We start from the raw sequence: 25,565 nt of genomic DNA on the forward strand, positions 1-25,565 counted from the left end.
TTTTGTGCGGGACCGGGGAGTGCCGGGTCCGTCCGGCGGGCCGGTTCGTCCTCGATCGCCGGACGGGCTCGGTCGAGCCCGTCCGGCTCACGACGCCTGGCGCGCACGCTCGCCGCGTTGTCTTCGGTCGCCCGAGTACGCCCGGTACGAGAGCGATCCTCCGCCTTGCGATCGCTCGCACCAGCCGCCGTGACCCCCCCTGCGGGCGGACGACGCTACTTCCACCACACGTTCTAGGCGGCCACGCCCCGTGCCAGCAGGTCCGAGATGGCGTCGACCGTGCGGAGCGTCGGCACCTCGATGTCGCACATCGCGGCGAGTTCGACGACCGCCGCGAGCAGCACGTCGAGCTCCATCGGCTTCCCCTTCTCCAGGTCCTGGAGCGTGGAGGTCCGGTGGTCCCCGACCCGTTCCGCGCCGGCCAGCCGGCGCTCGACGGAGATGTCGGGGTGGCAGCCGAGTGCCTCGGCGACCCGGAGCGTCTCGGTCATCATTAGCTGGATGACCTCGCGTGTGCTGCGGTGCAGGCACATCTCCCGCATCGTGGCGCGGGTCAGCGCGCTGATCGGGTTGAAGGAGATGTTGCCGAGGAGCTTGATCCAGATTTCATTGCGGAGTTCGGCCTCGACCGGACATTTGAGCCCGCCCGCCCGCATGGCCTCGCTGAACTCCTTGGTGCGCGGCGAGAGCGACCGGTCCGGCTCCCCGATGGAGAACCGGGTGCCTTCCAGGTGCCGTACGACTCCGGGCCCTTCCAGCTCCGTCGCCGCGTAGACCACACAGCCGATGGCGCGCTCCGGCGGCAGGACCGCGCTGACCGAGCCGCCGGGGTCGACGCTCTCGATACGGCGGCCGTCGTGCGGGCCGCCGTGCTGGTGGAAGTACCACCAGGGGATACCGTTCTGCGCGGCGATGACCGCCGTGTGGTCCTGGAGCAGAGGCGCGATGAGCGGCCCGCACGCCGCGTACGAATTCGCCTTGAGGCCCAGGAACACATGGTCGACCGGCCCGATGTCGGCCGGGTCATCGGTGGCGTGCACCCGCGCGGTCCAATCGCCGCGCGGGCTGTACACCCGGACTCCGTGCTGCCTCATGGCCGCCAGATGCGGTCCACGGGCGATGAGATGGACTTCGGCGCCTGCGCGATCCAGCGCGGCTCCGACATAGGCGCCGATCGCACCGGCGCCGACGACTGCGACTTTCACCGTGGGGCTCTCCGTTCGCTTTGAGGGTGTTGAGAGAAGCGCGGAAAGGGGCACACTTTGCCGACGATATATTGTCTACAGTATGGAATAACTGCCGACAAGAGGTCTGCCGTCGGCATACGGTCGACCTGGAACAGGTAAAAGATCTTCCCAAACGGTGGGAACGGTTCCTAGAGTTCGCGACCATGACCCCACCACTCGCCCCGGTCGGCTGGAGCCGCTGGCTGGTACCCCCCGCCGCGCTCTCGGTGCACCTCTCGATCGGTCAGGCCTACGCATGGAGCGTGTTCAAGCCGCCGCTGGAATCCGCTCTCGACCTCTCAGGCACCCAGAGCGCCCTCCCCTTCCAGCTGGGCATCGTGATGCTCGGCCTCTCGGCCGCGTTCGGCGGCACCCTCGTCGAACGCAACGGCCCCCGCTGGGCCATGACCGTCGCCCTCATCTGTTTCTCGTCCGGCTTCCTGCTGTCCGCGCTCGGCGCCGCGACCGAACAGTTCTGGCTGATCGTCTTCGGCTACGGGTTCGTCGGCGGCATCGGACTCGGCATCGGCTACATCTCGCCCGTCTCCACTCTGATCAAGTGGTTCCCCGACCGGCCGGGGATGGCGACCGGCATCGCGATCATGGGCTTCGGCGGGGGCGCGCTCATCGCGTCACCGTGGTCCGCGCAGATGCTGGAGTCGTTCGGCTCCACCAGCGACGGCATAGCCAAGGCCTTTCTCGTGCACGGCCTGGTCTACGCGGTCTTCATGCTGCTCGGCGTCCTGCTGATCCGCGTACCGCGCCCGGACGCGGCGCCGAAGGCGGCACCCGCGCCCGCGTCGGCCCTGATAACCACGGCCCAGGTCTCCGCGAACTCGGCTGTCCGCACACCGCAGTTCTGGCTGCTCTGGGTCGTCCTCTGTATGAACGTCACCGCGGGGATCGGCATCCTGGAGAAGGCCGCGCCGATGATCACGGACTTCTTCGCCGACACCGACACGCCGGTCTCCGTCTCGGCCGCGGCCGGTTTCGTCGCCCTGCTGTCGGCGGCCAACATGGCCGGGCGTATCGGCTGGTCGTCCACCTCCGACGTGATCGGCCGGAAGAACACCTACCGCGTCTATCTGGGCGTCGGCGCCGTGATGTATCTGCTGATCGCGCAGTTCGGCGACTCCTCCAAGCCGCTCTTCATCATCTGCGCCCTGGTGATCCTCTCCTTCTACGGAGGCGGCTTCGCGACCGTCCCCGCGTACCTCAAGGACCTGTTCGGCACCTACCAGGTGGGCGCGATCCACGGACGGCTGCTCACCGCCTGGTCGGCGGCCGGCGTCCTCGGCCCGCTCATCGTCAACCGGGTGGCCGACAGCCAGGAGGAGGCGGGCAAGAGCGGGCCCGGCCTCTACGGGCTCTCGCTGACCATCATGATCGGGCTGCTTGTCGTCGGTTTCGTGGCGAACGAGCTGGTCCGCCCCGTACACCCGCGCCACCACCGGCCGGAGAACAGCACCGGCACGGAGCCGGCAGAACCGAAGGAGGCCGCCGATGAGCACAGCACCGGAGAGCGGGAGCGCAGTGCCTGAGTCCCGGCGAACCGCGCTGATCGTCTTCGCCTGGCTCTGGGTGGGCGTCCCACTCGCGTACGGTCTGTACGAACTGGTCCGCAAGGCCACCCAGCTGTTCACCGGGTGACCCAGGGCCTGTCGTTCGGATCAGGCCGGGCTCACGGGCCCCGGCACGATCCGAACGACAGGCACTCGGACGACGCCTGATGATCCGGAGTCTCCAAGAGGAGGCAGGGAATCCTGTTGGGTCGCCTGCCCCCTATCTCGTGAGTCGCTGACGAGACTGGGAATCTCCTGACGTCGACCGAGAAGGAGGTCCCGGGGATGACCGGCACTCGTATCGCCGCGCTCGGGCACTACCAGCCCGCCAAGGTGCTCACCAACGACGACCTGGCGGGCATGGTCGACACCAGTGATGAGTGGATCAGGAGCCGCGTCGGCATCAGAACGCGGCATGTGGCCGGGCCCGACGAGCCGGTGGACGAGCTGGCGGCGCACGCCGCCGCCAAGGCCCTCGCCGCGGCGGGCCTCATGCCCACGGACATCGACCTCGTCCTGGTCGCCACGTCCACGGCGATCGACCGGTCGCCGAACATGGCCGCCCGTGTGGCCGCCCGGCTCTCCATGGGCTCACCGGCCGTGATGGACCTCAACGTGGTCTGCGCCGGCTTCACCCACGCGCTGGCCACCGCCGACCACGCCGTACGGGCCGGAGCGGCGACCCGCGCGCTGGTCATCGGCGCGGACAAGATGGCCGACATCGCCGACTGGACCGACCGCTCCACCTGCGTCCTGCTCGGTGACGGCGCGGGCGCGGCGGTCGTCGAGGCGGTCGGGCCGGACGAGGAGCCCGGTATCGGCCCGGTGCTGTGGGGCTCGGTCCCCGAGATGGGCAACGCCGTACGGATCGAGGGCACCCCGCCCCGCTTCGCCCAGGAGGGCCAGAGCGTCTACCGCTGGGCCACCACCCAGCTGCCGCCGATCGCCCGCAGGGTCTGCGAACGCGCGGGCGTCGCCCCCGAGGATCTGGCCGCCGTCGTCCTGCACCAGGCCAACCTGCGGATCATCGAACCCGTCGCCCAGAAGATCGGCGCGGTCAACGCCGTCATCGCGCGCGACGTCGTGGACTCCGGCAACACCTCGGCCGCGTCCATCCCCATGGCGCTGTCCAAGCTGGTGGAGCGCGGTGAGGTGGAATCGGGCGCACCGGCGCTCCTCTTCGGGTTTGGCGGAAATCTCTCTTACGCCGGCCAAGTCATCCGCTGCCCCTGACCGCTACGGTTCTCGGTAGACTGTAGACGATAGCCAATCGTTGCCGTCTGTTGCCGGGGCCTTTGCCGTAGATCAGCCAGGATGGGGGACCGCATGTTGTCCGCAGGACTGCCACAGGGCTCAGTGCCCAAACTCGAACGCCCCGGCCCGCTGCGCGAGCGCGTCTACGAGGCCCTGCTGGAGCTCATCACCGTCCGCCAGCTGCGGCCGGGACAGCATCTGGTGGAGAGCGAACTCGCCGGTCATCTCGGCGTTTCCCGGCAGCCCGTACGCGAGGCGCTCCAGCGGCTGAACACCGAGGGGTGGGTCGATCTCCGCCCCGCTCAGGGCGCGTTCGTCCACGAGCCGACCGAGGCGGAGGCGGACCAGTTGCTCTCCGTCCGTACGCTCCTGGAGGCCGAGGCGGCGAGGCTTGCTGCCGCGAATTCGGGGTCGGCGGGCATCGCGGCGCTGGAGGCGCTCTGCGCCAAGGGCGAGCAGTCGGTGGCCGACGACGACGTGGATCTCACGGTCGCGACGAACGCGGCGTTCCACGCGAAGGTGATGGAGCTGGCGGGGAACGTCGTCCTGGCGGAGCTCGCGGCGCAGGTGGACCGCCGGGTGCGCTGGTACTACACGCCGGTGGCGCGGCAGCGCGGCAAGCAGTCCTGGATCGAGCACCGGGCACTGATCGCGGCGATCTCGGCACGGGACGAGCGGGCGGCCACCGAGGTCATGCGCGCCCACACGGAGCAGACGCGCACCACGTACCACCACCGCGGGGACACCCAGGTCTGACCGATTCGCACGTGTGCAGATGAACAGCAGGGCGCCTCCGGCCGGTCGCGGAGGCGCCTTTCGTATGCCCGGCGGCCCGTGTCGAGGCAGATACGCGAAACGCCTTTGTCCTGACTGTGGAGAAAGTTAGGAGCGATTCATGCTCAACTTCTTCCCACTCGGGGAAAGCGCTGCTACGTTCCCCTCGAAAGCCCGTCGAAACGAAACCGACGTAGCGACGCATCACACAGCCGAGAGGCGGGGAGGGGCGCGTGAGACGTATGACCGCACGACCCGCGAACGCTCATCAGGCGCGACTGCTCCGGCTCTTGCGTGACGGTGGGCCCAACTCCCGCGCCCAGCTCGGCGATCAGGTCGACCTCTCCCGCTCCAAGCTCGCCGTGGAGGTCGACCGGCTGCTGGAGACCGGGCTCGTCGTCGCCGACGGACTCGCCGCGTCGCGAGGCGGCCGCCGTTCCCACAACATCCGGCTCGCTCCCGCCCTCCGCTTCCTCGGGGTGGACATCGGCGCCACGTCCATCGACGTCGCCGTCACCAACGCCGAACTCGAAGTGCTCGGACACGTCAACCACCCCATGGACGTCCGCGAGGGCCCGGTCGCCGTCTTCGAGCAGGTGCTCGCGATGGCCGCCAAGCTCAAGGCCTCGGGCCTCGCCGACGGGTACGACGGCGCCGGCATCGGCGTCCCGGGCCCGGTCCGCTTCCCCGAAGGCGTACCGGTCGCGCCGCCGATCATGCCCGGCTGGGACGGCTTCCCCGTACGCGAGGCCCTCAGCCAGGACCTCGGCTGCCCCGTCATGGTCGACAACGACGTGAACCTGATGGCGATGGGCGAGCAGCACGCGGGCGTCGCACGCTCCGTGGGTGACTTCCTCTGCATCAAGATCGGTACCGGTATCGGCTGCGGCATCGTGGTCGGCGGCGAGGTCTACCGGGGCACCACCGGTAGCGCGGGCGACATCGGGCATATCCGGGTCGAGCCCGACGGGCGCGCCTGCGTCTGCGGCAACAGGGGTTGCCTGGAGGCCCACTTCAGTGGTGCCGCGCTGGCCAGGGACGCCGAGGACGCCGCCCGTACGGGCCGTTCCGCCGAACTCGCCGCGCGCCTCGAAGCGGCCGGCCGGCTCACCGCCGCCGACGTCGCCGTGGCCGCCGCGGCCGGCGACCCCACCGCCCTCTACCTCATCCGCGAGGGCGGCAACCGGGTCGGCCAGGTCATCGCCGGACTCGTCAGCTTCTTCAACCCGGGCCTCGTCGTGATCGGCGGCGGGGTGACCGGCCTCGGCCACACCCTGCTGGCCAGCGTCCGCACCCAGGTCTACCGCCAGTCGCTACCGCTGGCCACCGGCAATCTCCCCATCGTGCTGGGGGAGTTGGGACCGACCGCCGGAGTCACCGGGGCGGCCCGCCTGATCAGCGACCATCTCTTCTCCCCGGCCTGACACCGGTGTCCCCGGCGCCGGGCTGTACGGCACACGCTTCATCCGCACAACCGAAATAACAGCAAAAGACATAACAAAAGCATCACCGGTCACGGCGTCACCCAGCTCCCGGCGCCACGCGCACCACCACCCGCACCGAGCCGCACCACCCGCACCCCGCACCGCCCTGTTCCGCACGCCCGCAAGCCCGCTCACCGGCCGCATCCGCCGAGGGGATACGCCATGGCACCAGCACCACCCGAAGGCCACCTGCTCACCATGTCCGGCATCACCAAGCTGTTCCCGGGTGTCCGCGCCCTGGACGGCGTGGACCTGGAGGTCCAGGCAGGCGAAGTCCACTGTCTGCTCGGCCAGAACGGGGCCGGCAAGTCCACACTCATCAAGGTGCTCGCCGGCGCGCACCAGCCCGACGACGGTGTCATCACCTGGCGCGGCGAAGAGGTCCAGCTCAAGTCACCCATCGCGGCGATGAAGCTCGGCATCGCGACCATCTACCAGGAACTCGACCTGGTCGAGGGCCTGTCGGTCGCCGAGAACATCTTCCTCGGTCATGAGCCGACCTCCGCCGGTTTCATCGTCAGGGGCGGCGAGGCCAGGACCGCCGCCACCGCGCTGCTCGCGCGGCTCGGCCACCCCGAGATCCCCGCGGGCCGGCCGGTCGGTGAACTCTCCGCCGCGCACCAGCAGATCGTCTCGATGGCCCGCGCGCTCTCCCACGACGTGCGCCTCATCGTGATGGACGAGCCGTCGGCCGCGCTCGACCCGGACGAGGTCGACAACCTCTTCCGTATCGTCGACACGCTCACCGCCGACGGTGTCGCCGTCATCTACATCTCCCACCGCCTGGAGGAGATCCGCCGGATCGGTGACCGGGTGACCGTCATCAAGGACGGCCGCACCGTGGCCGTCGGGCTGCCCGCGAAGGAGACCCCGACCAGCGAGGTCGTCTCCCTGATGACCGGCCGGAAGGTCGCGTACGTCTTTCCCGACCGCCCCGCGGTCGCCGACGCCCCGCGCGGCGAGCCCGTGCTGCGGACCGAAGGACTCGCCAGGGAAGGCGAGTTCGAACCGGTCGACCTCGAACTGCGGCCCGGCGAGATCGTCGGACTCGCGGGACTCGTCGGCTCGGGGCGCTCCGAGATCCTGGAGACCATCTTCGGCGCCCGCAAGCCCACGGCCGGCCGGGTGCTCGTCGACGGCCAGGAGCTGAAGCCCGGCAGCGTCCGCGCCGCCGTACGCGCCGGACTCGGCCTCGCCCCCGAGGAGCGCAAGGCCCAGGCCCTGCTGCTCATCGAGTCGGTCACCCGCAATGTGTCGGTGTCGTCGCTGTCCCGGTTCTCCCGGGGCGGCTGGCTCGACAGCTCCGCGGAGCGCAAGGCCGCCAGGGCCGCGACCCAGGAGCTCTCCCTGCGCCCCGACAACCCCGACGCGGTCATCCGCACCCTGTCCGGCGGCAACCAGCAGAAGGCGGTCCTGGCCCGCTGGCTGCTGCGCGGCTGCCGGGTGCTGCTTCTCGACGAACCCACCCGCGGTGTCGACGTCGGCGCGCGCGCCGAGCTCTACGCCGTGATCCGCCGCCTGGCCGACGAAGGCCTCGCCGTACTTCTCGTCTCCAGCGAGGTCCCCGAGGTCCTTGGCCTCGCCGACCGGGTGCTGGTGCTCCGGGAGGGCCGTGTCGTCCATACGTCACCGGCCCAGGAGCTGGACGAGCACCGTGTACTCGACCTTGTGATGGAAGGGAGCCCGACGCCATGAAACAGCCTGCCTCTGAGGCGCAGCAGGGCGGGCCCGACGCCGCACCCGCCGCCGACGCCGTGCCGCTGACCAAGACCGCCGGAAAGACCCCGGGAGGGTCCAAGGGCCGGCCGGCGCTCGGGATGCGTCTCGATTTCCGTACGCTCTCGCTGCTCGGCGTGCTCGCCGCGCTGATAGTCGTCGGCGGTATCACCAAGCCCGAACAGTTCCTGGACACCAGCAACCTCCAGCTGGTCCTCACCCAGGCGTCGATCATCGGTGTCGTCACCGTCGGCATGACGTTCGTCATCACCAGCGGCGGCATCGACCTGTCGGTCGGCGCGATCGTGGCCCTGGCCTCGGTGTGGGCGACGACCGTGGCGACCCAGGAGTACGGCTTCGCCGGCATCCTGTTCACCGCGATCCTCGTGGGTCTGGCCTGTGGTCTGGTCAACGGCGTACTGATCGCGTACGGCGGCATGGCGCCGTTCATCGCCACTCTCGCGATCATGGCGTCCGCCCGTGGTCTGGCCCTCCAGATCACCGACGGCAACACGCAGATCGTCACCCTGAAGTCGGTGCTCGACCTCGGCGCCCGTGACTCATACATCCTCGGGATCCCGCCGCTCGTCATCATCTTCGCGGTGGTGACGGTGGTCGGCTGGCTGCTGCTGAACCGTACGACCTTCGGCCGCCGCACGATCGCGGTCGGCGGCAACGCGGAGGCGACCCGGCTCGCCGGTATCGACGTCCGCAGGCAGCGGCTGTACCTGTACCTGTTCTCCGGCCTCTGCTGCGGTATCGCGGCCTTCATGCTGATCGTGCTCTCCGGCTCCGGCCAGAACACGAACGGAAACCTCTACGAACTCGACGCCATCGCGGCGGCGATCATCGGCGGCACCCTGCTCAGCGGTGGCCGCGGCACGATCGTCGGCTCCGTCCTCGGTGTCCTGATCTTCACCACCATCACCAACATCTTCGCCCTCAACAACCTGCAGAGCGACGTCCAGCAGATCGCCAAGGGCGCGATCATCGTCGCCGCCGTACTGGTCCAGCGCCGCACGGCGCGCCACGGCGAGGCCTGACCTCGTTGCCCCGGGGCTCCGCCTCGTACCGCTTCCTACGCACCGCTTCCGACGTACCGCTCCATCCGCTCTCTTGAAGGGGACGAACCGCCATGCCAGAGACGAGCCGCAGAGGCCTGCTGTTCGGCACCGCCGCGATTTCCGCGGGTGCCTTCCTCACCGCCTGCACCAGCAACGAGAAGGACGACGAGCCCGCGGCGAACAACGAGCCCGCGGCCGACGACAAGCCCGGCAAGCCGGTCACCATCGGCTTCGCCGGCCCCCAGGCCGACCACGGCTGGCTGAACGCGATCAACGACAACGCCCGTTCGCAGGCGAAGAAGTACTCGGACGTCACGCTCGACATCACCGAGGGCTCGAACGACACCGCCGCCCAGATCGGCCAGATCGACGCCCTGATCAACAAGAAGGTCGACGTCCTGGTGATCCTGCCGGCCGACGGCAAGGCCCTCACCCAGGCCGGTCTCAAGGCGATGCGCGCGGGTATCCCCGTCATCAACCTGGACCGGATCTTCGCCGACCCGCAGGCGTTCCGCTGCTACGTCGGCGGTGACAACTACGGCATGGGCGTCAACGCCGGCAACTACATCGGCGAGAAGCTGAAGGACAAGGCGGGCGCCACCGTCATCGAACTGTCGGGCCCCGACAGCCTGGAGCTGACCAAGCAGCGCACCCAGGGCTTCGACGACGCGCTCAAGAACTACCCGAACATCAAGAAGGTCGCCCGCCAGGCGGCCGACTTCACCGTCGAGTCCGGCCAGGCCAAGATGGCCCAGCTGCTCCAGGCGCAGTCCAAGTTCGACGCCCTGTGGAACCACGACGACGACCAGGGTGTCGGCGCGCTGCGCGCCATCGACCAGGCCGGCCGTGACGGCTTCCTGATGGTCGGCGGCGCCGGTGCCAAGGCGGCGATGGACGCGATCAAGGCCGACAACAGTGTCCTGAAGGCGACCGTGCTCTACCCGCCGATCATGGCTTCGTCGGCGATCGACCTCGCCCGTGCGCTGGGCCAGGGCAAGGGCGTGAGCGGTATGGCCGGTCTGGAGATCCCGGCCCAGGTCACCCTGTTCTCGGCCGTCGTCGACAAGGAGAACATCGACGAGTACCTGCCCCAGGGATTCAGCTGACCGGCTCGCCCTGTCAGGGCCTGGCGTGTGGATCTTGCCGGGCTCGCGGTCCCTGGTGCCGCACTCGCCGTGCTGTCGTCGGTCGGCATGGCTCCGCCATGCCTCCCCTCCGCCGTGCGATCGCACGCACCAGACCCCGCTCCCTGATCCGGCCTGATCCACACGCCAGGCCCGAGCCCCCACACGCGCGAGAGACGAGGAGTACTCCCTTATGACCAGTAGGGAAGCGTCGGAGAAGGAAGCCGGCGCACCGCCGCCACTCGGTATCGGCATGATCGGATACTCGTTCATGGGTGCCGCCCACTCCCAGGGCTGGCGTACGGCGGGACATGTCTTCGACCTGCCGATGCGGCCGGAGCTCGCCGCCATCTGCGGGCGGGACGAGGCGGCCGTCGCCAAGGCGGCCGACAAACTCGGCTGGGCCGCCGCCGAGACCGACTGGCGGGACCTCATCGCGCGTGACGACGTGCAGCTGGTCGACATCTGCACGCCGGGGGACAGCCACGCGGAGATCGCCATCGCCGCGCTGGAAGCGGGCAAGCACGTCCTGTGCGAGAAGCCGCTGGCCAACTCGGTCGCCGAGGCCGAGGCCATGGTCCGGGCCGCCGAAGCGGCCCGGTCCCGCGGCCAGTTGGCCATGGTGGGCTTCAACTACCGGCGGGTGCCCGCCATCGCGTACGCCCGCAAGCTGATCGAGGAGGGCAGGCTCGGCGCGCTCCGGCACGTGCGGGTCACCTACCTCCAGGACTGGCTGGTCGACGCCGAGTTCCCCCTCACCTGGCGGCTCAAGCGTGAGCACGCGGGGTCGGGGGCGCTCGGCGACCTGGGCGCGCACATCGTGGACCTCGCACAGTTCCTCGCGGGGGAGCCGCTGGTCGGGGTCTCGGCGATGACCGAGACGTTCGTACGGGAACGGCCACTGCTCTCCGGGGCGTCGGCCGGTCTCTCGGCGTCCGGCGGCGCGGAGCTCGGCCCGGTCACGGTGGACGACGCCGCCCTGTTCACGGGGCGGCTCGCCTCGGGGGCGCTGGCGTCCTTCGAGGCCACCCGGATGGCGGCGGGACGCAAGAACGCGCTGCGGCTGGAGATCAACGGCGAGCGCGGTTCGCTCGCCTTCGATCTGGAGCGGCTCAACGAGCTGTCGTTCCACGACCAGTCGGAGCCCGCGGTCACCGCGGGATTCCGGCGCATCCTGGTCACCGAGTCCGAGCACCCGTACCTGGAGGCCTGGTGGCCGCCGGGCCACGGGCTCGGCTACGAGCACACCTTCGTGCACCAGGCCAAGGATCTGGTCGAGGCGATCGCCGCCGGAACCGATCCCGCGCCCTCCTTCGCCGACGGTCTTCAGGTGCAGCGGGTCCTCGCCGCCGTGGAGGACAGCGCGGAGAAGAACGCCATCTACACACCCGTGCCGGCCCCGTCCGGAATCGAGTCCTGAGGGAAGGTCCGTATGTCACGCCCGTTCACGCTGTTCACCGGCCAGTGGGCCGATCTGCCACTGGAAGAGGTCTGCCGGCTCGCCCGTGACTTCGGTTACGACGGACTGGAACTGGCCTGCTGGGGCGACCACTTCGAGGTCGACAAGGCGCTCACCGACCCGGGCTATCTGGAGAGCCGCCACCAGCTGCTCGACAAGTACGGCCTCAAGTGCTGGGCGATCTCCAACCACCTGGTGGGCCAGGCGGTCTGCGACAGCATCATCGACGAGCGCCACCAGGGCATCCTGCCCTCCCGTATCTGGGGCGACGGGGAGGCCGAGGGCGTACGTCAGCGGGCCGCCGCCGAGATCAAGGACACCGCGCGCGCCGCCGCGGCCTTCGGTGTCAACACGGTCATCGGCTTCACCGGTTCGTCGATCTGGCATCTGCTGGCGATGTTCCCGCCCGTGCCGCCCGCCATGATCGAGCGGGGCTACGACGACTTCGCGGAGCGGTGGAACCCGATCCTCGACGTCTTCGACACCGAGGGAGTGCGCTTCGCCCACGAGGTCCACCCGGGCGAGATCGCCTACGACTACTGGACGACGCACCGCGCGCTCGAAGCGGTCGACCACCGGCCCGCGTTCGGGCTGAACTTCGACCCGAGCCACTTCGTCTGGCAGGACCTGGACCCGACCGGATTCCTGTACGACTTCCGGGACCGGATCTACCACGTCGACTGCAAGGAGGCGCGCAAGCGTCTCGACGGCCGCAACGGCAGGCTCGGTTCGCACCTGCCCTGGGGCGACCCGCGGCGCGGCTGGGACTTCGTCTCGGCCGGGCATGGCGATGTGCCGTGGGAGGACGTCTTCCGCATGCTGGGGGCGATCAACTACGAGGGTCCGATCTCGGTGGAGTGGGAGGACGCCGGTATGGACCGGCTCGCCGGCGCCCCCGAGGCGCTCGCCGATCTGAAGCGGTTCGACTTCGACCGGCCGACCGCGTCCTTCGACGCGGCCTTCGGCGGCGGCGAGTAGCTTGTCAGCACGGCCCGGCGGGGATGAGTTCCCCGCCGGGCCGTCCGGCATGCCCGGAACGCTCTTTGTCCTGAGGCGGGAAAAAGTTGAACTTCACCGCTGCGCAAGGGCTTTCCGTCTCGGACGAACAGGGTTACGGTCACTGAGATGTACAGGACATGTTGATCTCCGGTGCGACGGCGCGCTCCGGCGAGACAGCGGACCGAGAGCAACAGATGCGGGACCACGGGTGCTTGGACGAGCACTCCCCCCATCCCCCCACCCCGAGGCGAGCGAATCGCTCCTTTTCTCCTCGGAGACCCGCACGTACCACAGGCATTTCCGGAGGACTCTCGTGCACAGTCAACGACGTCCCAGAGGCCGGACATTTCTCGTAACGCTGACCGGCGCCCTGCTCGCGGGGTCGACCCTCAGCGCCGTTCCGGCCACCGCCGCCGACCCTGGAAGACAGGCCGCCGCCCCCACGTTTCAGCAGGTGACCCTGGCCAAGGGTGCCGAAGAAGCAGGCGAGCCCATGACCCTCGCGGTCCTGCCGGACCGTCAGGTATTGCACACCTCGCGCGACGGCACACTCCGTATCACCGACGAGGGGGGCACCACCAAGGTGTCCGGCACCCTCGACGTCTACAGCCATGACGAGGAAGGTCTGCAAGGAGTCGGGGTCGACCCCGGCTTCGCCCAGAACCGGGCGATCTACCTCTACTACGCGCCCACACTCGACACCCCCGCGGGCGACGCGCCCGAGACGGGCTCCGCAGCCGACTTCGCCCCCTTCGACGGGGTCAACAGGCTCTCGCGCTTCACGCTGAACGAGGACGGAACCCTCGACAAGGCGAGCGAGAAGAAGGTCCTCGACGTTCCCGCCTCGCGTGGCACCTGCTGTCATGTCGGCGGTGACATCGCCTTCGACGCGGAGGGCAACCTGTATCTGTCGACCGGCGACGACACCAACCCGTTCGCCTCCGACGGCTACAGCCCGATCGACGACCGCCCGAACCGCAACCCGGCGTTCGACGCCCGCCGTTCGGCCGGCAACTCCAACGACCTGCGTGGCAAGGTGCTCCGTATCAAGGTCGCCGAGGACGGTTCGTACACCGTCCCCGAGGGCAATCTCTTCGCCCCCGGCACGGAGAAGACGAAGCCCGAGATCTACGCCATGGGTTTCCGCAACCCGTTCCGGATCTCCGTCGACAAGGAGACGGGCGTCGTCTACGTCGGTGACTACGGTCCCGACGCGGGCGCGGCCGACCCGGACCGCGGTCCGGCCGGTCAGGTCGAGTTCGCCCGTGTCACCGAGGCGGGCAACTTCGGCTGGCCGTACTGCACCGGCGACAACGAGCCCTTCAAGGACTTCGACTTCGCCACCAACACCTCCGGTGCGGCCTTCGACTGCGCGGCGCCGAAGAACGACTCGCCGCACAACACGGGGCTGTCCGAACTGCCGCCGTCCCAGGCCGCCTGGATCCCGTACAACGGGAACAGCGTTCCGGAGTTCGGCGACGGCTCCGAGTCCCCGATGGGCGGTCCCGTCTACAACTACGACGCGGACCTCGACTCGCAGGTCAAGTTCCCCGAGGAGTACGACGGGAACTTCTTCGCCGGCGAGTTCGGCCGCAAGTGGATCAAGCGCATCGACCAGGGCGCCGACGGCACCGTCAACTCGATCAACGACTTCCCCTGGGCCGGCACCCAGGTCATGGACCAGGAGTTCGGCCCAGACGGCGCGCTCTACGTCCTGGACTACGGCACCGGCTACTTCGGCGGCGACGAGAACTCGGCGCTCTACCGCATCGAGAACGCCACCGAGGGCTACGCACCGGTCGCCGTAGCCGCCGCGGACAAGACGTCGGGCACCGGACCGCTGGAGGTGGCCTTCTCGTCGGAGGGCACCGAGGACGCGGACGGTGACGAGCTGACGTACGCCTGGGACTTCGGCGACGGCGGAACCTCCACCGACCCGAACCCGACCCACACCTTCGAGGAGAACGGCACCTACTCGGCGACCGTCACCGCGAAGGACCCGGGCGGGCTCACCGGCACCGCCTCCGTCCAGGTCGTCGTCGGCAACACCGCACCCGTGGTGAAGCTGGACCTGCCCGCGGCGGGCACGCTCTTCAACTTCGGTGACGAGCTGCCGTTCAAGGTCACCGTGACCGACCCTGAGGACGGGGAGGACATCGACTGCTCCAGGGTCACAGTCCGCTACATCCTCGGTCATGACAGCCACGGTCACCCGATCACCTCGAAGACCGGCTGCGAGGGCACCATCACGGCGCCCGCCGACGCCGAACACGATCCCAACGCGAACATCTTCGGAGTGATCGACGCCGAGTACACCGACGGCGGGGGCGGCGGCCAGGCCGCGCTCACCGGTCACGGCCAGTCCGAGATCCAGCCGAGGCACCGTCAGGCGGAGCACGCCAACGACTCGTCCGGCACCACCGTCACCGACCGTGAGGGCGCCAACGGCGGCAAGACCGTCGGCGGCATCTCGAACGGCGACTGGATCTCCTTCGAGCCGTACCACCTGGCGGGCGCCTCCAAGCTCACCGCCCGGGTCTCCTCCGGCGGCGCCGGCGGCACCCTGGAGGTGCGGGCGGGCGCGGCCGACGGGGACGTCCTCGGCACGGCCGAGGTGCCCGTCACCGGCGGATGGACCACGTTCGAGGACGTCGAGGTACCGCTCACCGGCGCCCCGGCCGGGACGACCGATCTCGTCCTGACCTTCAAGGGCGGCGAGGGCGACCTCTTCGACGTGGACGACTTCGAGATCACCGGGGAGGCACCCGCCGAGGCGGGCGAGCGTGTCCTGGTCTTCTCCAAGACCGCGGGCTTCCGCCACGACTCCATCGAGGCCGGTACAGCGGCCCTGAAGGAGCTGGGGGAGTCCACCGACATCACGGTCGAGTCCACGGAGGACGCGGGCGCGTTCACGGCCGAGAACCTGGCCGACTACGACGCGGTGGCGTTCCTGTCCACCACCGGTGACGTACTGAGCGCCGAGCAGCAGACGGCGTTCGAGGAGTACGTGGCCGGAGGTGGCGCCTACATGGGCGTCCACGCCGCCGCCGACACCGAGTACGACTGGGAATTCTACGGGGGCCTGGTGGGGGCCTACTTCGACTCCCACCCGGCGATCCAGCCCGCCACCGTGAAGGTCGAGGACCACGAGCACCCTGCCACGGCCCATCTGGAGGACACCTGGGACCGTACGGACGAGTGGTACAACTACCGCACCAACCCCCGTGAACAGGCCCGGGTACTCGCCTCGCTGGACGAGTCGAGCTACGAGGGCGGGAACATGGGCGGCGACCACCCCATCGCCTGGTGCCAGACGTACGAGGGCGGCCGGTCCTTCTACACCGGAGGCGGCCACACCAAGGAGTCGTACGCCGAACCGGCCTTCCGTGACCATCTGCTCGGCGGCCTGAAGTACGCCACCGGACAGGTCGAGGCGGACTGCACACCGGCCGGCACCGACCCCGACCCCGGGTACACGCCCATCTTCGACGGCGAGACGCTGGACGGCTGGAAGCAGGCCGGGCCCGGTCGGTTCGCGGTCGTCGACGGTGAACTGCGCTCCGAGGGCGGCATGGGCCTGCTCTGGTACGAGGCGAAGGAACTGTCCTCGTACTCGCTCAAGCTCGACTGGAAGATGGACGGCGACGACAACTCCGGTGTCTTCGTGGGCTTCCCGGCCTCCGACGACGTCAACTCGGCCGTGAACAACGGTTACGAGGTCCAGATCGACGCCACGGACGCCGACGACCGCACCACGGGATCGGTGTACGGATTCCAGGCCGCCGACATCGAGGCGAGGGACAAGGAGCTCAAGCCGCCGGGTGAGTGGAACAGCTACGAGCTCAGGGTCGACGGGGAGCGCCTCCAGGTGTTCCTCAACGGAGTCGCGATCAACGACTTCACCAACACCGACCCGGCCCGGAGCCTGAAGGACGGTTACATCGGCCTGCAGAACCACGGCGCCGACGACCAGGTCTCCTTCTCGAACATCCAGCTCAAGGAGGGGCCTGTGTAAGCGGCACGGTGTGGTGACAGGGACGTGCCCGGCGGTGGTCAGAAGCCATCGCCGGGCCGTCCGGTCTGCCATTTCTGCCTTTGTCCTCAACTGGGAAAAAGTTGAACCCAATTGCTGCGCAAGGTCTTTCCGGCGCGGACCAACCGGGCTAACGTCCAGCGAGATGTAGGGGACACGTTGCCGTCACAGGACGTATCCCCACCCGTCGGGACCGGCGCTTCGGCGTCCCCCGACACCCGCACGTACGAACAGCCCCACCCCTGGAGGACTTTCGTGCCCAGAAGACGTCATAGATCCAGATCCCTCCTCGCACTCATGGCCGGCGCACTGATCGCCGGCCTTGTCTCCGCCGTACCCGCCGCCGCACACCCGGACGACCCGCACCCGGCGGACACCTTCCAGCAGGTCGCCCTCGCCAAGGGTGTCGACGAGGTGGGCGAGCCCATGTCGCTCGCCGTCCTGCCGGACCGCCGCGTCCTGCACACCTCGCGCGACGGAACGCTGCGGATCACCGACGCCGCCGGCGACACCAAGGTCGCGGGCAAGCTCGACGTATACACGCACGACGAGGAAGGTCTCCAAGGCGTCGGGATCGACCCCGACTTCGCGGAGAACCGCGCGATCTACCTCTACTACTCCCCGGTGCTCGACACCCCCGCCGGTGACGCACCCGAGACGGGCACGGCTGCCGACTTCGCCCCCTTCGACGGGTACAACCGGCTCTCCCGCTTCACGCTGAACGAGGACGGAACCCTCGACAAGGCCAGCGAGAAGAAGGTCCTCGACATCGAGACCGACCGCGGTCTCTGCTGCCACGTCGGCGGTGACATCGCCTTCGACGCGGACGGCAACCTCTACCTCTCGACGGGTGACGACACCAACCCCTTCGCTTCCGACGGCTACACGCCGATCGACGAACGCTCCAACCGCAACCCGGCGTTCGACGCCCGGCGTTCCTCGGGCAACACCAACGACCTGCGCGGCAAGGTCCTGCGGATCAAGGTCGCCGAGGACGGTTCGTACACCGTCCCCGAGGGCAACCTCTTCGCCCCCGGAACCGCGAAGACCCGCCCCGAGATCTACGGGATGGGTTTCCGCAACCCCTTCCGTATCAACGTCGACCAGAAGACCGGCATCGTCTACGTCGGTGAGTACGGACCCGACGCCGGCGCCGCGTCAGAGGCCCGCGGCCCGGCCGGCCAGGTCGAGTTCGCCCGTATGACCGAGGCCGGCAACTTCGGCTGGCCCTTCTGTACCGGCGACAACGACGCCTACCGCGACTTCGACTTCGCGACCGGCACCTCCGGCCCGGCCTTCGACTGCGCGGCCCCGAAGAACGACTCGCCGCACAACACGGGTCTCACCGACCTGCCGCCGGCCCAGGCCGCGTGGATCCCCTACAACGGCAACAGCGTCCCCGAGCTGGGCGACGGCTCCGAGTCCCCGATGGGCGGCCCGGTCTACAACTTCGACCCGGAGCTCGACTCCCCGGCGAAGTTCCCCGAGGAGTACGACGGCGACTTCTTCGCCGGCGAGTTCGGCCGTGAGTGGATCAAGCGCATCGAGAAGGAAGCGGACGGCACGGTCACCGCCATCCACGACTTCCCGTGGACCGGCACCCAGGTCATGGACATGGAGTTCGGCCCAGACGGCGCGCTCTACGTCCTGGACTACGGCCGCGCCTGGTTCGGCGGTGACGAGAACTCGGCGGTCTACCGCATCGAGAACATCGCCGACGGCCGGGCACCGGTCGCCGCCGCTACCGCCAACAAGACGTCGGGAGTGGCGCCCCTGCGGGCGAACTTCTCCTCCGCGGGCACCGTGGACCCGGACGGTGACGAGCTCACGTACGCCTGGGACTTCGGCGACGGCGGCAAGTCCACCGAGGCCAACCCCAGCCATGTGTACAAGAAGAACGGCACCTACACCGCGACGCTGACCGCCACCGACCCCAAGGGTCACACCGGCAGCGCGTCCGTCCGCGTGGTCGTCGGCAACACCGCGCCCAAGGTGACGCTCACCGTGCCCGCCGACGGCGCCCTCTTCAAGTTCGGCGACAAGCTGCCCTTCAAGGTCACCGTCACCGACCCGGAGGACGGCCCGATCGACTGTGACAAGATCACCGTCAACTACATCCTCGGCCACGACAGCCACGGCCACCCGATCACCTCGGCCAAGGGCTGCGAAGGCACCATCACCGCCCCGGCGGACGGCGAGCACGACCCCAACGCCGACATCTTCGGTGTCATCGACGCCGAGTACACCGACGGCGGAGGCGGCGGCCAGGCCGCGCTCACCACGCACGACCAGGTGCAGCTCCAGCCCCGCCACCGGCAGGCCGAGCACTTCACCGGCTCGTCGGGCATCCAGACCTACGACAAGGCGTCGGCCAACGGCGGCAAGACCGTCGGTGACATCAGCAACGACGACTGGATCTCCTTCAAGCCGTACAACCTGACCGGGTCCAAGACCCTCACCGCCCGGGTCTCCTCCGGCGGCGCGGGCGGATTCCTCGAAGTGCGTACGGGCTCCGCCACCGGCAAGCTCCTCGGCTCCGCGCCGATCCCGGTGACCGGCAGCTGGGACACCTTCCAGGACATCGACGTACCGCTGCGCGCGGTGCCGAAGGCCACCACCGAGCTGTTCCTCGTCTTCAAGGGCGGTGAGGGCGCGCTCTACGACCTCGACGACTTCGAGATCAGCGACCAGGCGGCCGGCCGCACCGAGAAGCGGGTCCTCGTCTTCTCCAAGACCGCCGGGTTCCGTCACGACTCCATCGCGGCCGGCACAGCGGCCCTGAAGGAGCTGGGCAAGACCAGCAACATCACGGTCGACTCCACAGAGACCGGGGCGCAGTTCACCACCAACAACCTCGCCCGGTACGACGCGGTGGTCTTCCTCTCCACCACCGGTGACGTCCTCAACCCCGAGCAGCAGAAGGCCTTCGAGTACTACATCTCCACCGGCGGTGCCTACATGGGCGTCCACGCCGCGTCGGACACCGAGTACGACTGGGCCTACTACGGCAAGCTGGTCGGCGCCTACTTCTCCGGTCACCCGCAGATCCAGCAGGCCACCGTCCGGGTCGAGGACCACGACCACCCGGCCACCGGTCATCTGGACGACGAGTGGCAGCGCACGGACGAGTGGTACAACTACCGCGACAACCCGCGCTCGGACGTACGTGTCCTCGCCACCCTCGACGAGACCACCTACCAGGGCGGCACCATGAAGGGCGACCACCCGATCGCCTGGTGCCAGACCTTCGAGGGCGGCCGGTCCTTCTACACCGGAGGCGGCCACACCAAGGAGTCGTACACCGAACCGGCCTTCCGTGAGCACCTGCTGGGCGGTCTGCGCTACGCGGCCGGCCAGGTGAAGGCCGACTGCAAGCCGAACACCGACTACCGCACCATCTTCAACGGCAAGACCCTGGAAGGCTGGAAGCAGGCCGGTCCGGGCAAGTTCAACATCGGTGGCGGCGAGCTGCACACCGAGGGCGGCATGGGCATGCTCTGGTACCAGCCCAAGCAGCTCGGCGCGTACTCGCTGAAGATGGACTGGAAGATGGACGGGGACGACAACTCCGGTGTCTTCATCGGCTTCCCGGAGTCCGACGACCCCTGGTCGGCCGTCAACAACGGCTACGAGATCCAGATCGACGCCACGGACGCGGTGGACCGCACCACCGGTGCGATCTACACCTTCAAGTCGGCCAACATCAAGGCCAGGGACCAGGTTCTGCGGCCTCCGGGCCAGTGGAACAGCTACGAGATCAAGGTCCAGGGTGAGCGGGTACAGGTCATCCTCAACGGAGTCAAGATCAACGACTTCACCAACAAGGACCCGGCACGCAGCCTGAAGGACGGCTACTTCGGCATCCAGAACCACGGTGCCGGCGACCAGGTCGCGTTCCGCAACATCCAACTGAAGGAACTGGCCTCCTAGCACCAGGAGGACCGACCGGCCTCCTGGCCCAGTCCAGGAGGCCGCCGCCAGCCGGCGGCGGGCGGGGAGGCGCCGTACCCCCCGCCCGCCGTCCACCAACCCACCCACCCGGCAGGGAGGCAGCCCGTGACCACCAACGATTCGACTGCAGGACGTACCGGAGTCTGGTTCGTCGGAGCACGCGGCTCCGTCGCGACGACAGCCGTCGCGGGATGCGCGGCGGTCACCGCCGGGCTCCACCCCGCGACCGGCATGGTCGCCGAGACGCCGCCCTTCGCGGAGTCGGGCCTCCCCGCCCTGTCGTCGCTGGTCTTCGGCGGACACGACACCGCGAGCTGCCCCCTGCCCAAACGGGCCGAGGCGCTCACCGCGGCGGGAGTCCTGCCGCACGGTCTGCCCAACACGATCGCCGCCGAACTCGAAGCGGCCGACGCGGAGATCCGCATCGGCGGGCCGATGCCCGGCGACACCCGTGACGACGACGAACTGATCGCCGCGTTCGCCGACGACATCACCTCCTTCGTCCGGCGCACCGGCGTCGCGCGCGCCGTCGTCGTCAACGTCTCCTCCACCGAGCCCGAGCCCGCCGCGGACGACCCGCGGCTGCCGGCCAGCTCCCTCTACGCGGCCGCCGCCATCAAGGCCGGCTGCTCCTATGTGAACTTCACCCCGTCGACCGGGCTGCGCACCGCGGCCCTCACGGACGCCGTCGAGGCCAGCGGACTTCCCCACGCGGGCCGTGACGGCAAGACAGGCCAGACGCTGCTCCGTTCCGTGCTCGCCCCGATGTTCGTCCAGCGTGCCCTCGACGTCAGGGCCTGGTCGGGCACCAACCTGCTGGGCGGCGGGGACGGAGCGGCGCTGGCCGACCCGGCGGCCGCCGCCGCCAAGAACGCGGGCAAGGAGCGGGTCCTCGCCGACACGCTCGGGACGGCGCCCGAGGGCGAGGTGCACATCGACGACGTGCCCGCGCTCGGCGAGTGGAAGACCGCCTGGGACCACATCGCCTTCGACGGGTTCCTCGGCTCCCGCATGATCCTCCAGACCATCTGGCAGGGCTGCGACTCGGCGCTCGCCGCGCCGCTCGTACTGGACCTGGCCCGGCTGGTCTCCCGCGCCCACGAGGCCGGACTGAGCGGGCCGCTGCCGGAGCTGGGCTTCTACTTCAAGGACCCGGACGGCGGGCCCGCCGCGCTGGCCGAACAGTTCGACGCGCTCCTCTCCTTCGCCGAGCGCCTGAAGGAGAGCAAGTGACACTGCGCGCCTGGGCCGAACTCCTGCGGGTGTCCGCGCTCTTCACGGTCCCGGGCGACGCCCTGGCCGGCGCGGCGTCCGCGGGCGTACGGCCCAACCGCGGCACCGCGCTGGCCGTCGGCGCCTCCCTGTGCATGTACGAGGCGGGGATGGCGCTCAACGACTGGGCCGACCGCGACGAGGACGCCGTGGAACGCCCGCACCGCCCGATCCCCTCGGGCCGGATCACCCCGAACGCGGCACTGGCGGCGGCGGGCGGCCTGACGGCCACGGGCCTCCTCCTGGCCTCCCGCGCCGGCCGCCCGGCCCTCGCCCTGACGACGGCGCTGGCGGCCACGGTGTGGGCGTACGACCTCCGCCTCAAACACACGGCGGCGGGCCCGGCGGCGATGGGCGCGGCGCGCGCGCTGGACGTCCTGCTGGGCGCGACGGCGACGGCCTCGGCGTCTCGCCGAACCCCGACGCACCGGCCCTCACCGCCCGCTCGGCGGGGCGTACTGGCGCGTCTGTCGGCCTGGGCGGGCGGCCCGGACGGTCAGGGCCGTACGACTCCGCCGGTGGGGGCCATCGCGAGCAAGCTCGCCGGGTCGGCTCCCCGCCCCGCGCTGGAGCCCGGCGCGTCGACGGCCCGCTTCCCGGCGCCGCCGGGCGGACCGGCCCGGCACGGGCGTACGACGATCCAGGCGGGCGGCCCCGCGGAGCCTCTGGCCTCCAGGAGCGCCGCACCGGCGCCCGGTCACGGCTGGGCGGCGCTCCCGACGGCCCGCTCCGCGTCACCGCTTCCCTCGGCGTGGGCGGGCGGCTCCGCCGTCTCCACGTCCCGTACGCCGCCCGCGCCGCAGGGGCCGCTCGCCCGGCTGGCGGCCTGGGCCGACAACTCCGCCGCCCCGCGCCGCCCCGCGGCCGGAAACGGCTGGATCACGCCGGGCGGTTCGACGGGGCGGCCCGCGGCCCCGCCCGGGTGGCGCGGGGGCGCGCCGCTGTACGCCGTGCCACGGGGTGCCCTTCTCCCCGCCGCCCTCCTCGGTGCGCACACCGTCGCCGTCACCGGCGTCTCGCGCGGTGAGGTGTACGGCGGGTCCGTCGGGGCGCCGCTGGCCGCGTTCGTCGTCACCGGGGTGCTCGGCGGGGTCGTCGGGCGGTCCCGGGATCAGGGCGTCGGCGCGCTCGTCAGCGGCGGGCTCGCCGTCGCCTACGCCCTGACCGCCGGGCGGCCCTTCCTGCACGCCGCGCTCAATCCGTCCCCGCAGCTCACCCAGCGCGCCGTCGGTGGCGGGATCCGGGCCATGATCCCGTTCCAGGCCGCGCTCGCGGCACGCGGCGGGTCGCCGGTGGTCGGGCTCGCCGTCATGGCACTCGTGCCGCTGGCGAGGAAGTTCGGGAAAAAGGTGAGTGTGACATGACCATCCGCTACGGATACGGCACCAACGGGCTCACCGATCTGCGTCTGGACGACGCGCTCGGGCTGCTCGCCGACCTCGGGTACGACGGGGTCGGACTGACCCTCGACCATATGCATCTGGATCCGCTCGCCCCCGAACTCGCCGCCCGTACCGCCAAGGTGGCCGCCCGGCTGAGCGAGCTCGGTCTCGACGTCACCGTCGAGACCGGTGCCCGCTACGTGCTCGACCCGCGCCGTAAGCACGGGCCCACCCTCCTCGACGCCGACCCCGACGCGCGCGCCGCCCGCACCGATCTGCTCGTCACCGCCGTCCAGGTCGCCGCCGACCTCGGCGCGCACGCCGTGCACTGCTTCAGCGGCATCACACCCGCGGGCACCGACCCGGACACCGCCTGGAAGCGGCTGGAGGAGTCGATCACCCCGGTCGTCGACGCCGCACAGGCCGCCGGCGTCCCCGTCGCCATCGAGCCCGAACCCGGCCATCTCCTCGCCGACATCGCCGGCTTCCACCGCCTCAGAACGCTCCTCGGCGACCCCGAACCCCTCGGTCTGACGCTCGACATCGGCCACTGCCAGTGCCTGGAGCCCGCGTCGCCCGCCGACTGCGTCCGAGACGCCGGTCCCTGGCTCCGGCACGTACAGATCGAGGACATGCGGCGCGGTGTGCACGAACATCTGCCGTTCGGGGACGGCGAGATCGACTTCCCGCCCGTGCTGGCCGCCCTCGACGCCACCGGCTACCAGGGCCTGACCGTCGTGGAGTTGCCCCGCCACTCGCACGCCGGCCCCGAAATGGCCCGCACCTCCCTGGATTTCCTGCGCTCGAAGGGAGCATCGGCATGAACCGCGAGTCCATCGACGGGCGCCTCGACAGCGCCGCCGTCGCCTGGCTGGACCAGGCACTCGCCGAAGCCGCGGAAGCGGCCGAGAAGCCCGACAACGTTGCCGTTCCCCGCTGGCAGCTGCGCTTCGCCGCCGCCGGCCGCCACTGCGGCCAGGAGAACGCCGACGCCGTCCGGACACTCCTGCTCCGGCGCGCCGCCGCCGACGTCGGCACCCTGACCCGGCTCTACCAGCAGGGCGCCGCCGCCGAGCGCCGCGCCGTACTCCTCGCCCTGCCCGACCTCGTGCCAGGACCCGAGGCCCTGCCGCTCGTCGAGGACGCCCTGCGCACCAACGACACCAGGCTCGTCGAGGCGGCCGTCGGCCCGTACGCCGCCGGCCATCTCGACCCGCACGCCTGGCGGCACGCCGTGCTGAAGTGCCTCTTCACCGGCGTGCCCGTCGCCGCGGTCGCCGACGCGGAACGCCGCGCCCACGGCGACGCCGAACTCGCCCGGATGCTCGCCGACTACGCGTCCGAGCGCACCGCGGCGGGCCGGTCGGTACCCGCCGACCTGCACCGCGTACTGATCATGACCGGCGAGGAGTCCTGATGCGCATCTTCGACCCCCACATCCACATGACCTCCCGCACCACGGACGACTACCAGGCCATGTACGCCTCCGGAGTCCGTGCGCTCGTCGAGCCGTCCTTCTGGCTCGGCCAGCCCCGTACCTCGCCCGCGAGCTTCTTCGACTACTTCGACGCGCTGCTCGGCTGGGAGCCCTTCCGCGCCGCGCAGTACGGCATCGCGCACCACTGCACGCTCGCCCTCAACCCCAAAGAGGCGAACGACCCGCGCTGCACACCCGTCCTGGAGGAGCTGCCGCGCTATCTCGTCAAGGACGGCGTCGTCGCCGTCGGCGAGATCGGCTACGACTCGATGACCCCCGCCGAGGACGTGGCGCTCGCCACCCAGCTCCAGCTCGCCGCCGAGTACGCGCTGCCCGCGATGGTCCACACCCCGCACCGCGACAAGCTCGCCGGTCTGCGCCGCACCATCGACGTCGTCGCCGAGTCCAATCTCGACCCCGAGCACGTCCTGCTCGACCACCTCAACGAGACGACCGTCAAGGACGCGGCGGACAGCGGCAGTTGGCTCGGCTTCTCCATCTACCCCGACACCAAGATGGACGAGGGCCGGATGGTCTCCGTCCTGCGCTCCCACGGCACCGACCGGGTCCTCGTCAACTCCGCCGCGGACTGGGGCAAGAGCGACCCGCTCAAGACCCGGAAGGTCGGCGACGCGATGCTCGCCGCCGGCTTCTCCGAGGACGACGTCGACAAGGTGCTGTGGCGCAACCCCGTCGCGTTCTACGGCCTCAGCGGCAGACTCCAGCTCGACGTCCCCGCGCCGGAAGCCCTCCACGAGGGGAACTCCATCCTCCGCGGCGGTGAGTGA

General features: G+C 70.0%; 18 protein-coding genes. 17 read left to right on the forward strand and 1 reads right to left on the reverse strand.

Annotation, left to right across the window (positions count from 1 at the left end; genetic code table 11):
* Positions 1–233: 233 nt before the first annotated feature.
* On the reverse strand, positions 234–1,205 hold the full coding sequence (locus ACIBBB_RS02135; RefSeq protein ID WP_398977768.1) for a 2-dehydropantoate 2-reductase: 972 nt from the start codon (positions 1,203–1,205) through the stop codon (positions 234–236).
* A gap of 185 nt (positions 1,206–1,390) precedes the next feature.
* On the opposite strand from ACIBBB_RS02135, the gene ACIBBB_RS02140 reads away from it, so the two are divergent.
* The 17 genes from ACIBBB_RS02140 to ACIBBB_RS02220 all read left to right on the forward strand — a co-directional run bounded on the left by ACIBBB_RS02140 (position 1,391) and on the right by ACIBBB_RS02220 (position 25,565).
* Entirely contained in the window at positions 1,391–2,767 is a 1,377-nt protein-coding gene (locus ACIBBB_RS02140) for an OFA family MFS transporter (RefSeq protein WP_398977770.1), read from the forward strand.
* The gene (locus tag ACIBBB_RS02145; RefSeq protein ID WP_398977771.1) at positions 2,730–2,876 is read left to right on the forward strand and encodes a hypothetical protein; all 147 of its coding nucleotides are present in this window, start codon (positions 2,730–2,732) and stop codon (positions 2,874–2,876) included. The genes ACIBBB_RS02140 and ACIBBB_RS02145 overlap by 38 nt, the downstream gene beginning before the upstream one ends.
* Positions 2,877–3,073: 197 nt before the next feature.
* Positions 3,074–4,021, forward strand: coding sequence for a beta-ketoacyl-ACP synthase III (locus ACIBBB_RS02150; protein WP_398977773.1), 948 nt, complete (start codon positions 3,074–3,076; stop codon positions 4,019–4,021).
* 93 nt (positions 4,022–4,114) lie between these two features.
* Positions 4,115–4,798, forward strand: coding sequence for a GntR family transcriptional regulator (locus ACIBBB_RS02155; protein WP_384316674.1), 684 nt, complete (start codon positions 4,115–4,117; stop codon positions 4,796–4,798).
* A 260-nt stretch (positions 4,799–5,058) separates the two neighbouring features.
* Entirely contained in the window at positions 5,059–6,240 is a 1,182-nt protein-coding gene (locus tag ACIBBB_RS02160; protein ID WP_354606233.1) for an ROK family transcriptional regulator, read from the forward strand.
* Between the two features lie 222 nt (positions 6,241–6,462).
* The gene (locus ACIBBB_RS02165) at positions 6,463–7,995 is read left to right on the forward strand and encodes a sugar ABC transporter ATP-binding protein (protein ID WP_398977777.1); all 1,533 of its coding nucleotides are present in this window, start codon (positions 6,463–6,465) and stop codon (positions 7,993–7,995) included.
* Complete coding sequence (locus tag ACIBBB_RS02170; protein WP_398977779.1) at positions 7,992–9,059, forward strand: ABC transporter permease; 1,068 nt, start codon at positions 7,992–7,994, stop codon at positions 9,057–9,059. Before ACIBBB_RS02165 ends, ACIBBB_RS02170 begins: the two co-directional genes overlap by 4 nt.
* Positions 9,060–9,151: 92 nt before the next feature.
* Positions 9,152–10,186, forward strand: coding sequence for a substrate-binding domain-containing protein (locus tag ACIBBB_RS02175; protein ID WP_398977781.1), 1,035 nt, complete (start codon positions 9,152–9,154; stop codon positions 10,184–10,186).
* Positions 10,187–10,397: 211 nt separating this feature from the next.
* Positions 10,398–11,624, forward strand: a complete 1,227-nt coding sequence (locus ACIBBB_RS02180; RefSeq protein ID WP_398977783.1) for a Gfo/Idh/MocA family protein — start codon at positions 10,398–10,400, stop codon at positions 11,622–11,624.
* Positions 11,625–11,636: 12 nt separating this feature from the next.
* Positions 11,637–12,641 carry a sugar phosphate isomerase/epimerase family protein gene (locus tag ACIBBB_RS02185; RefSeq protein WP_398977786.1) on the forward strand — a complete coding sequence of 335 codons (1,005 nt, stop codon included), beginning with the start codon at positions 11,637–11,639 and terminating at the stop codon, positions 12,639–12,641.
* 334 nt (positions 12,642–12,975) lie between these two features.
* The gene (locus ACIBBB_RS02190; RefSeq protein ID WP_398977788.1) at positions 12,976–16,677 is read left to right on the forward strand and encodes a ThuA domain-containing protein; all 3,702 of its coding nucleotides are present in this window, start codon (positions 12,976–12,978) and stop codon (positions 16,675–16,677) included.
* Positions 16,678–16,992: 315 nt separating this feature from the next.
* Positions 16,993–20,625, forward strand: coding sequence for a ThuA domain-containing protein (locus ACIBBB_RS02195; protein ID WP_398977790.1), 3,633 nt, complete (start codon positions 16,993–16,995; stop codon positions 20,623–20,625).
* Positions 20,626–20,751: 126 nt separating this feature from the next.
* A complete protein-coding gene (locus tag ACIBBB_RS02200; RefSeq protein WP_398977792.1) occupies positions 20,752–21,879 on the forward strand; it encodes an inositol-3-phosphate synthase in 1,128 nt (375 codons plus the stop codon).
* On the forward strand, positions 21,876–23,282 hold the full coding sequence (locus tag ACIBBB_RS02205) for a UbiA family prenyltransferase (protein ID WP_398977794.1): 1,407 nt from the start codon (positions 21,876–21,878) through the stop codon (positions 23,280–23,282). The genes ACIBBB_RS02200 and ACIBBB_RS02205 overlap by 4 nt, the downstream gene beginning before the upstream one ends.
* Positions 23,279–24,124, forward strand: coding sequence for a sugar phosphate isomerase/epimerase family protein (locus ACIBBB_RS02210; RefSeq protein ID WP_398977797.1), 846 nt, complete (start codon positions 23,279–23,281; stop codon positions 24,122–24,124). The genes ACIBBB_RS02205 and ACIBBB_RS02210 overlap by 4 nt, the downstream gene beginning before the upstream one ends.
* Positions 24,121–24,717 (forward strand): EboA domain-containing protein, encoded by a 597-nt coding sequence (locus ACIBBB_RS02215; RefSeq protein ID WP_398977799.1) that lies wholly within the window; start codon positions 24,121–24,123, stop codon positions 24,715–24,717. The genes ACIBBB_RS02210 and ACIBBB_RS02215 overlap by 4 nt, the downstream gene beginning before the upstream one ends.
* Positions 24,717–25,565 (forward strand): TatD family hydrolase, encoded by an 849-nt coding sequence (locus tag ACIBBB_RS02220; RefSeq protein WP_398977801.1) that lies wholly within the window; start codon positions 24,717–24,719, stop codon positions 25,563–25,565. Before ACIBBB_RS02215 ends, ACIBBB_RS02220 begins: the two co-directional genes overlap by 1 nt.

The organism is Streptomyces sp. NPDC051217, assembly GCF_044455465.1.
Classification (GTDB): Bacteria; Actinomycetota; Actinomycetes; order Streptomycetales; family Streptomycetaceae; genus Streptomyces.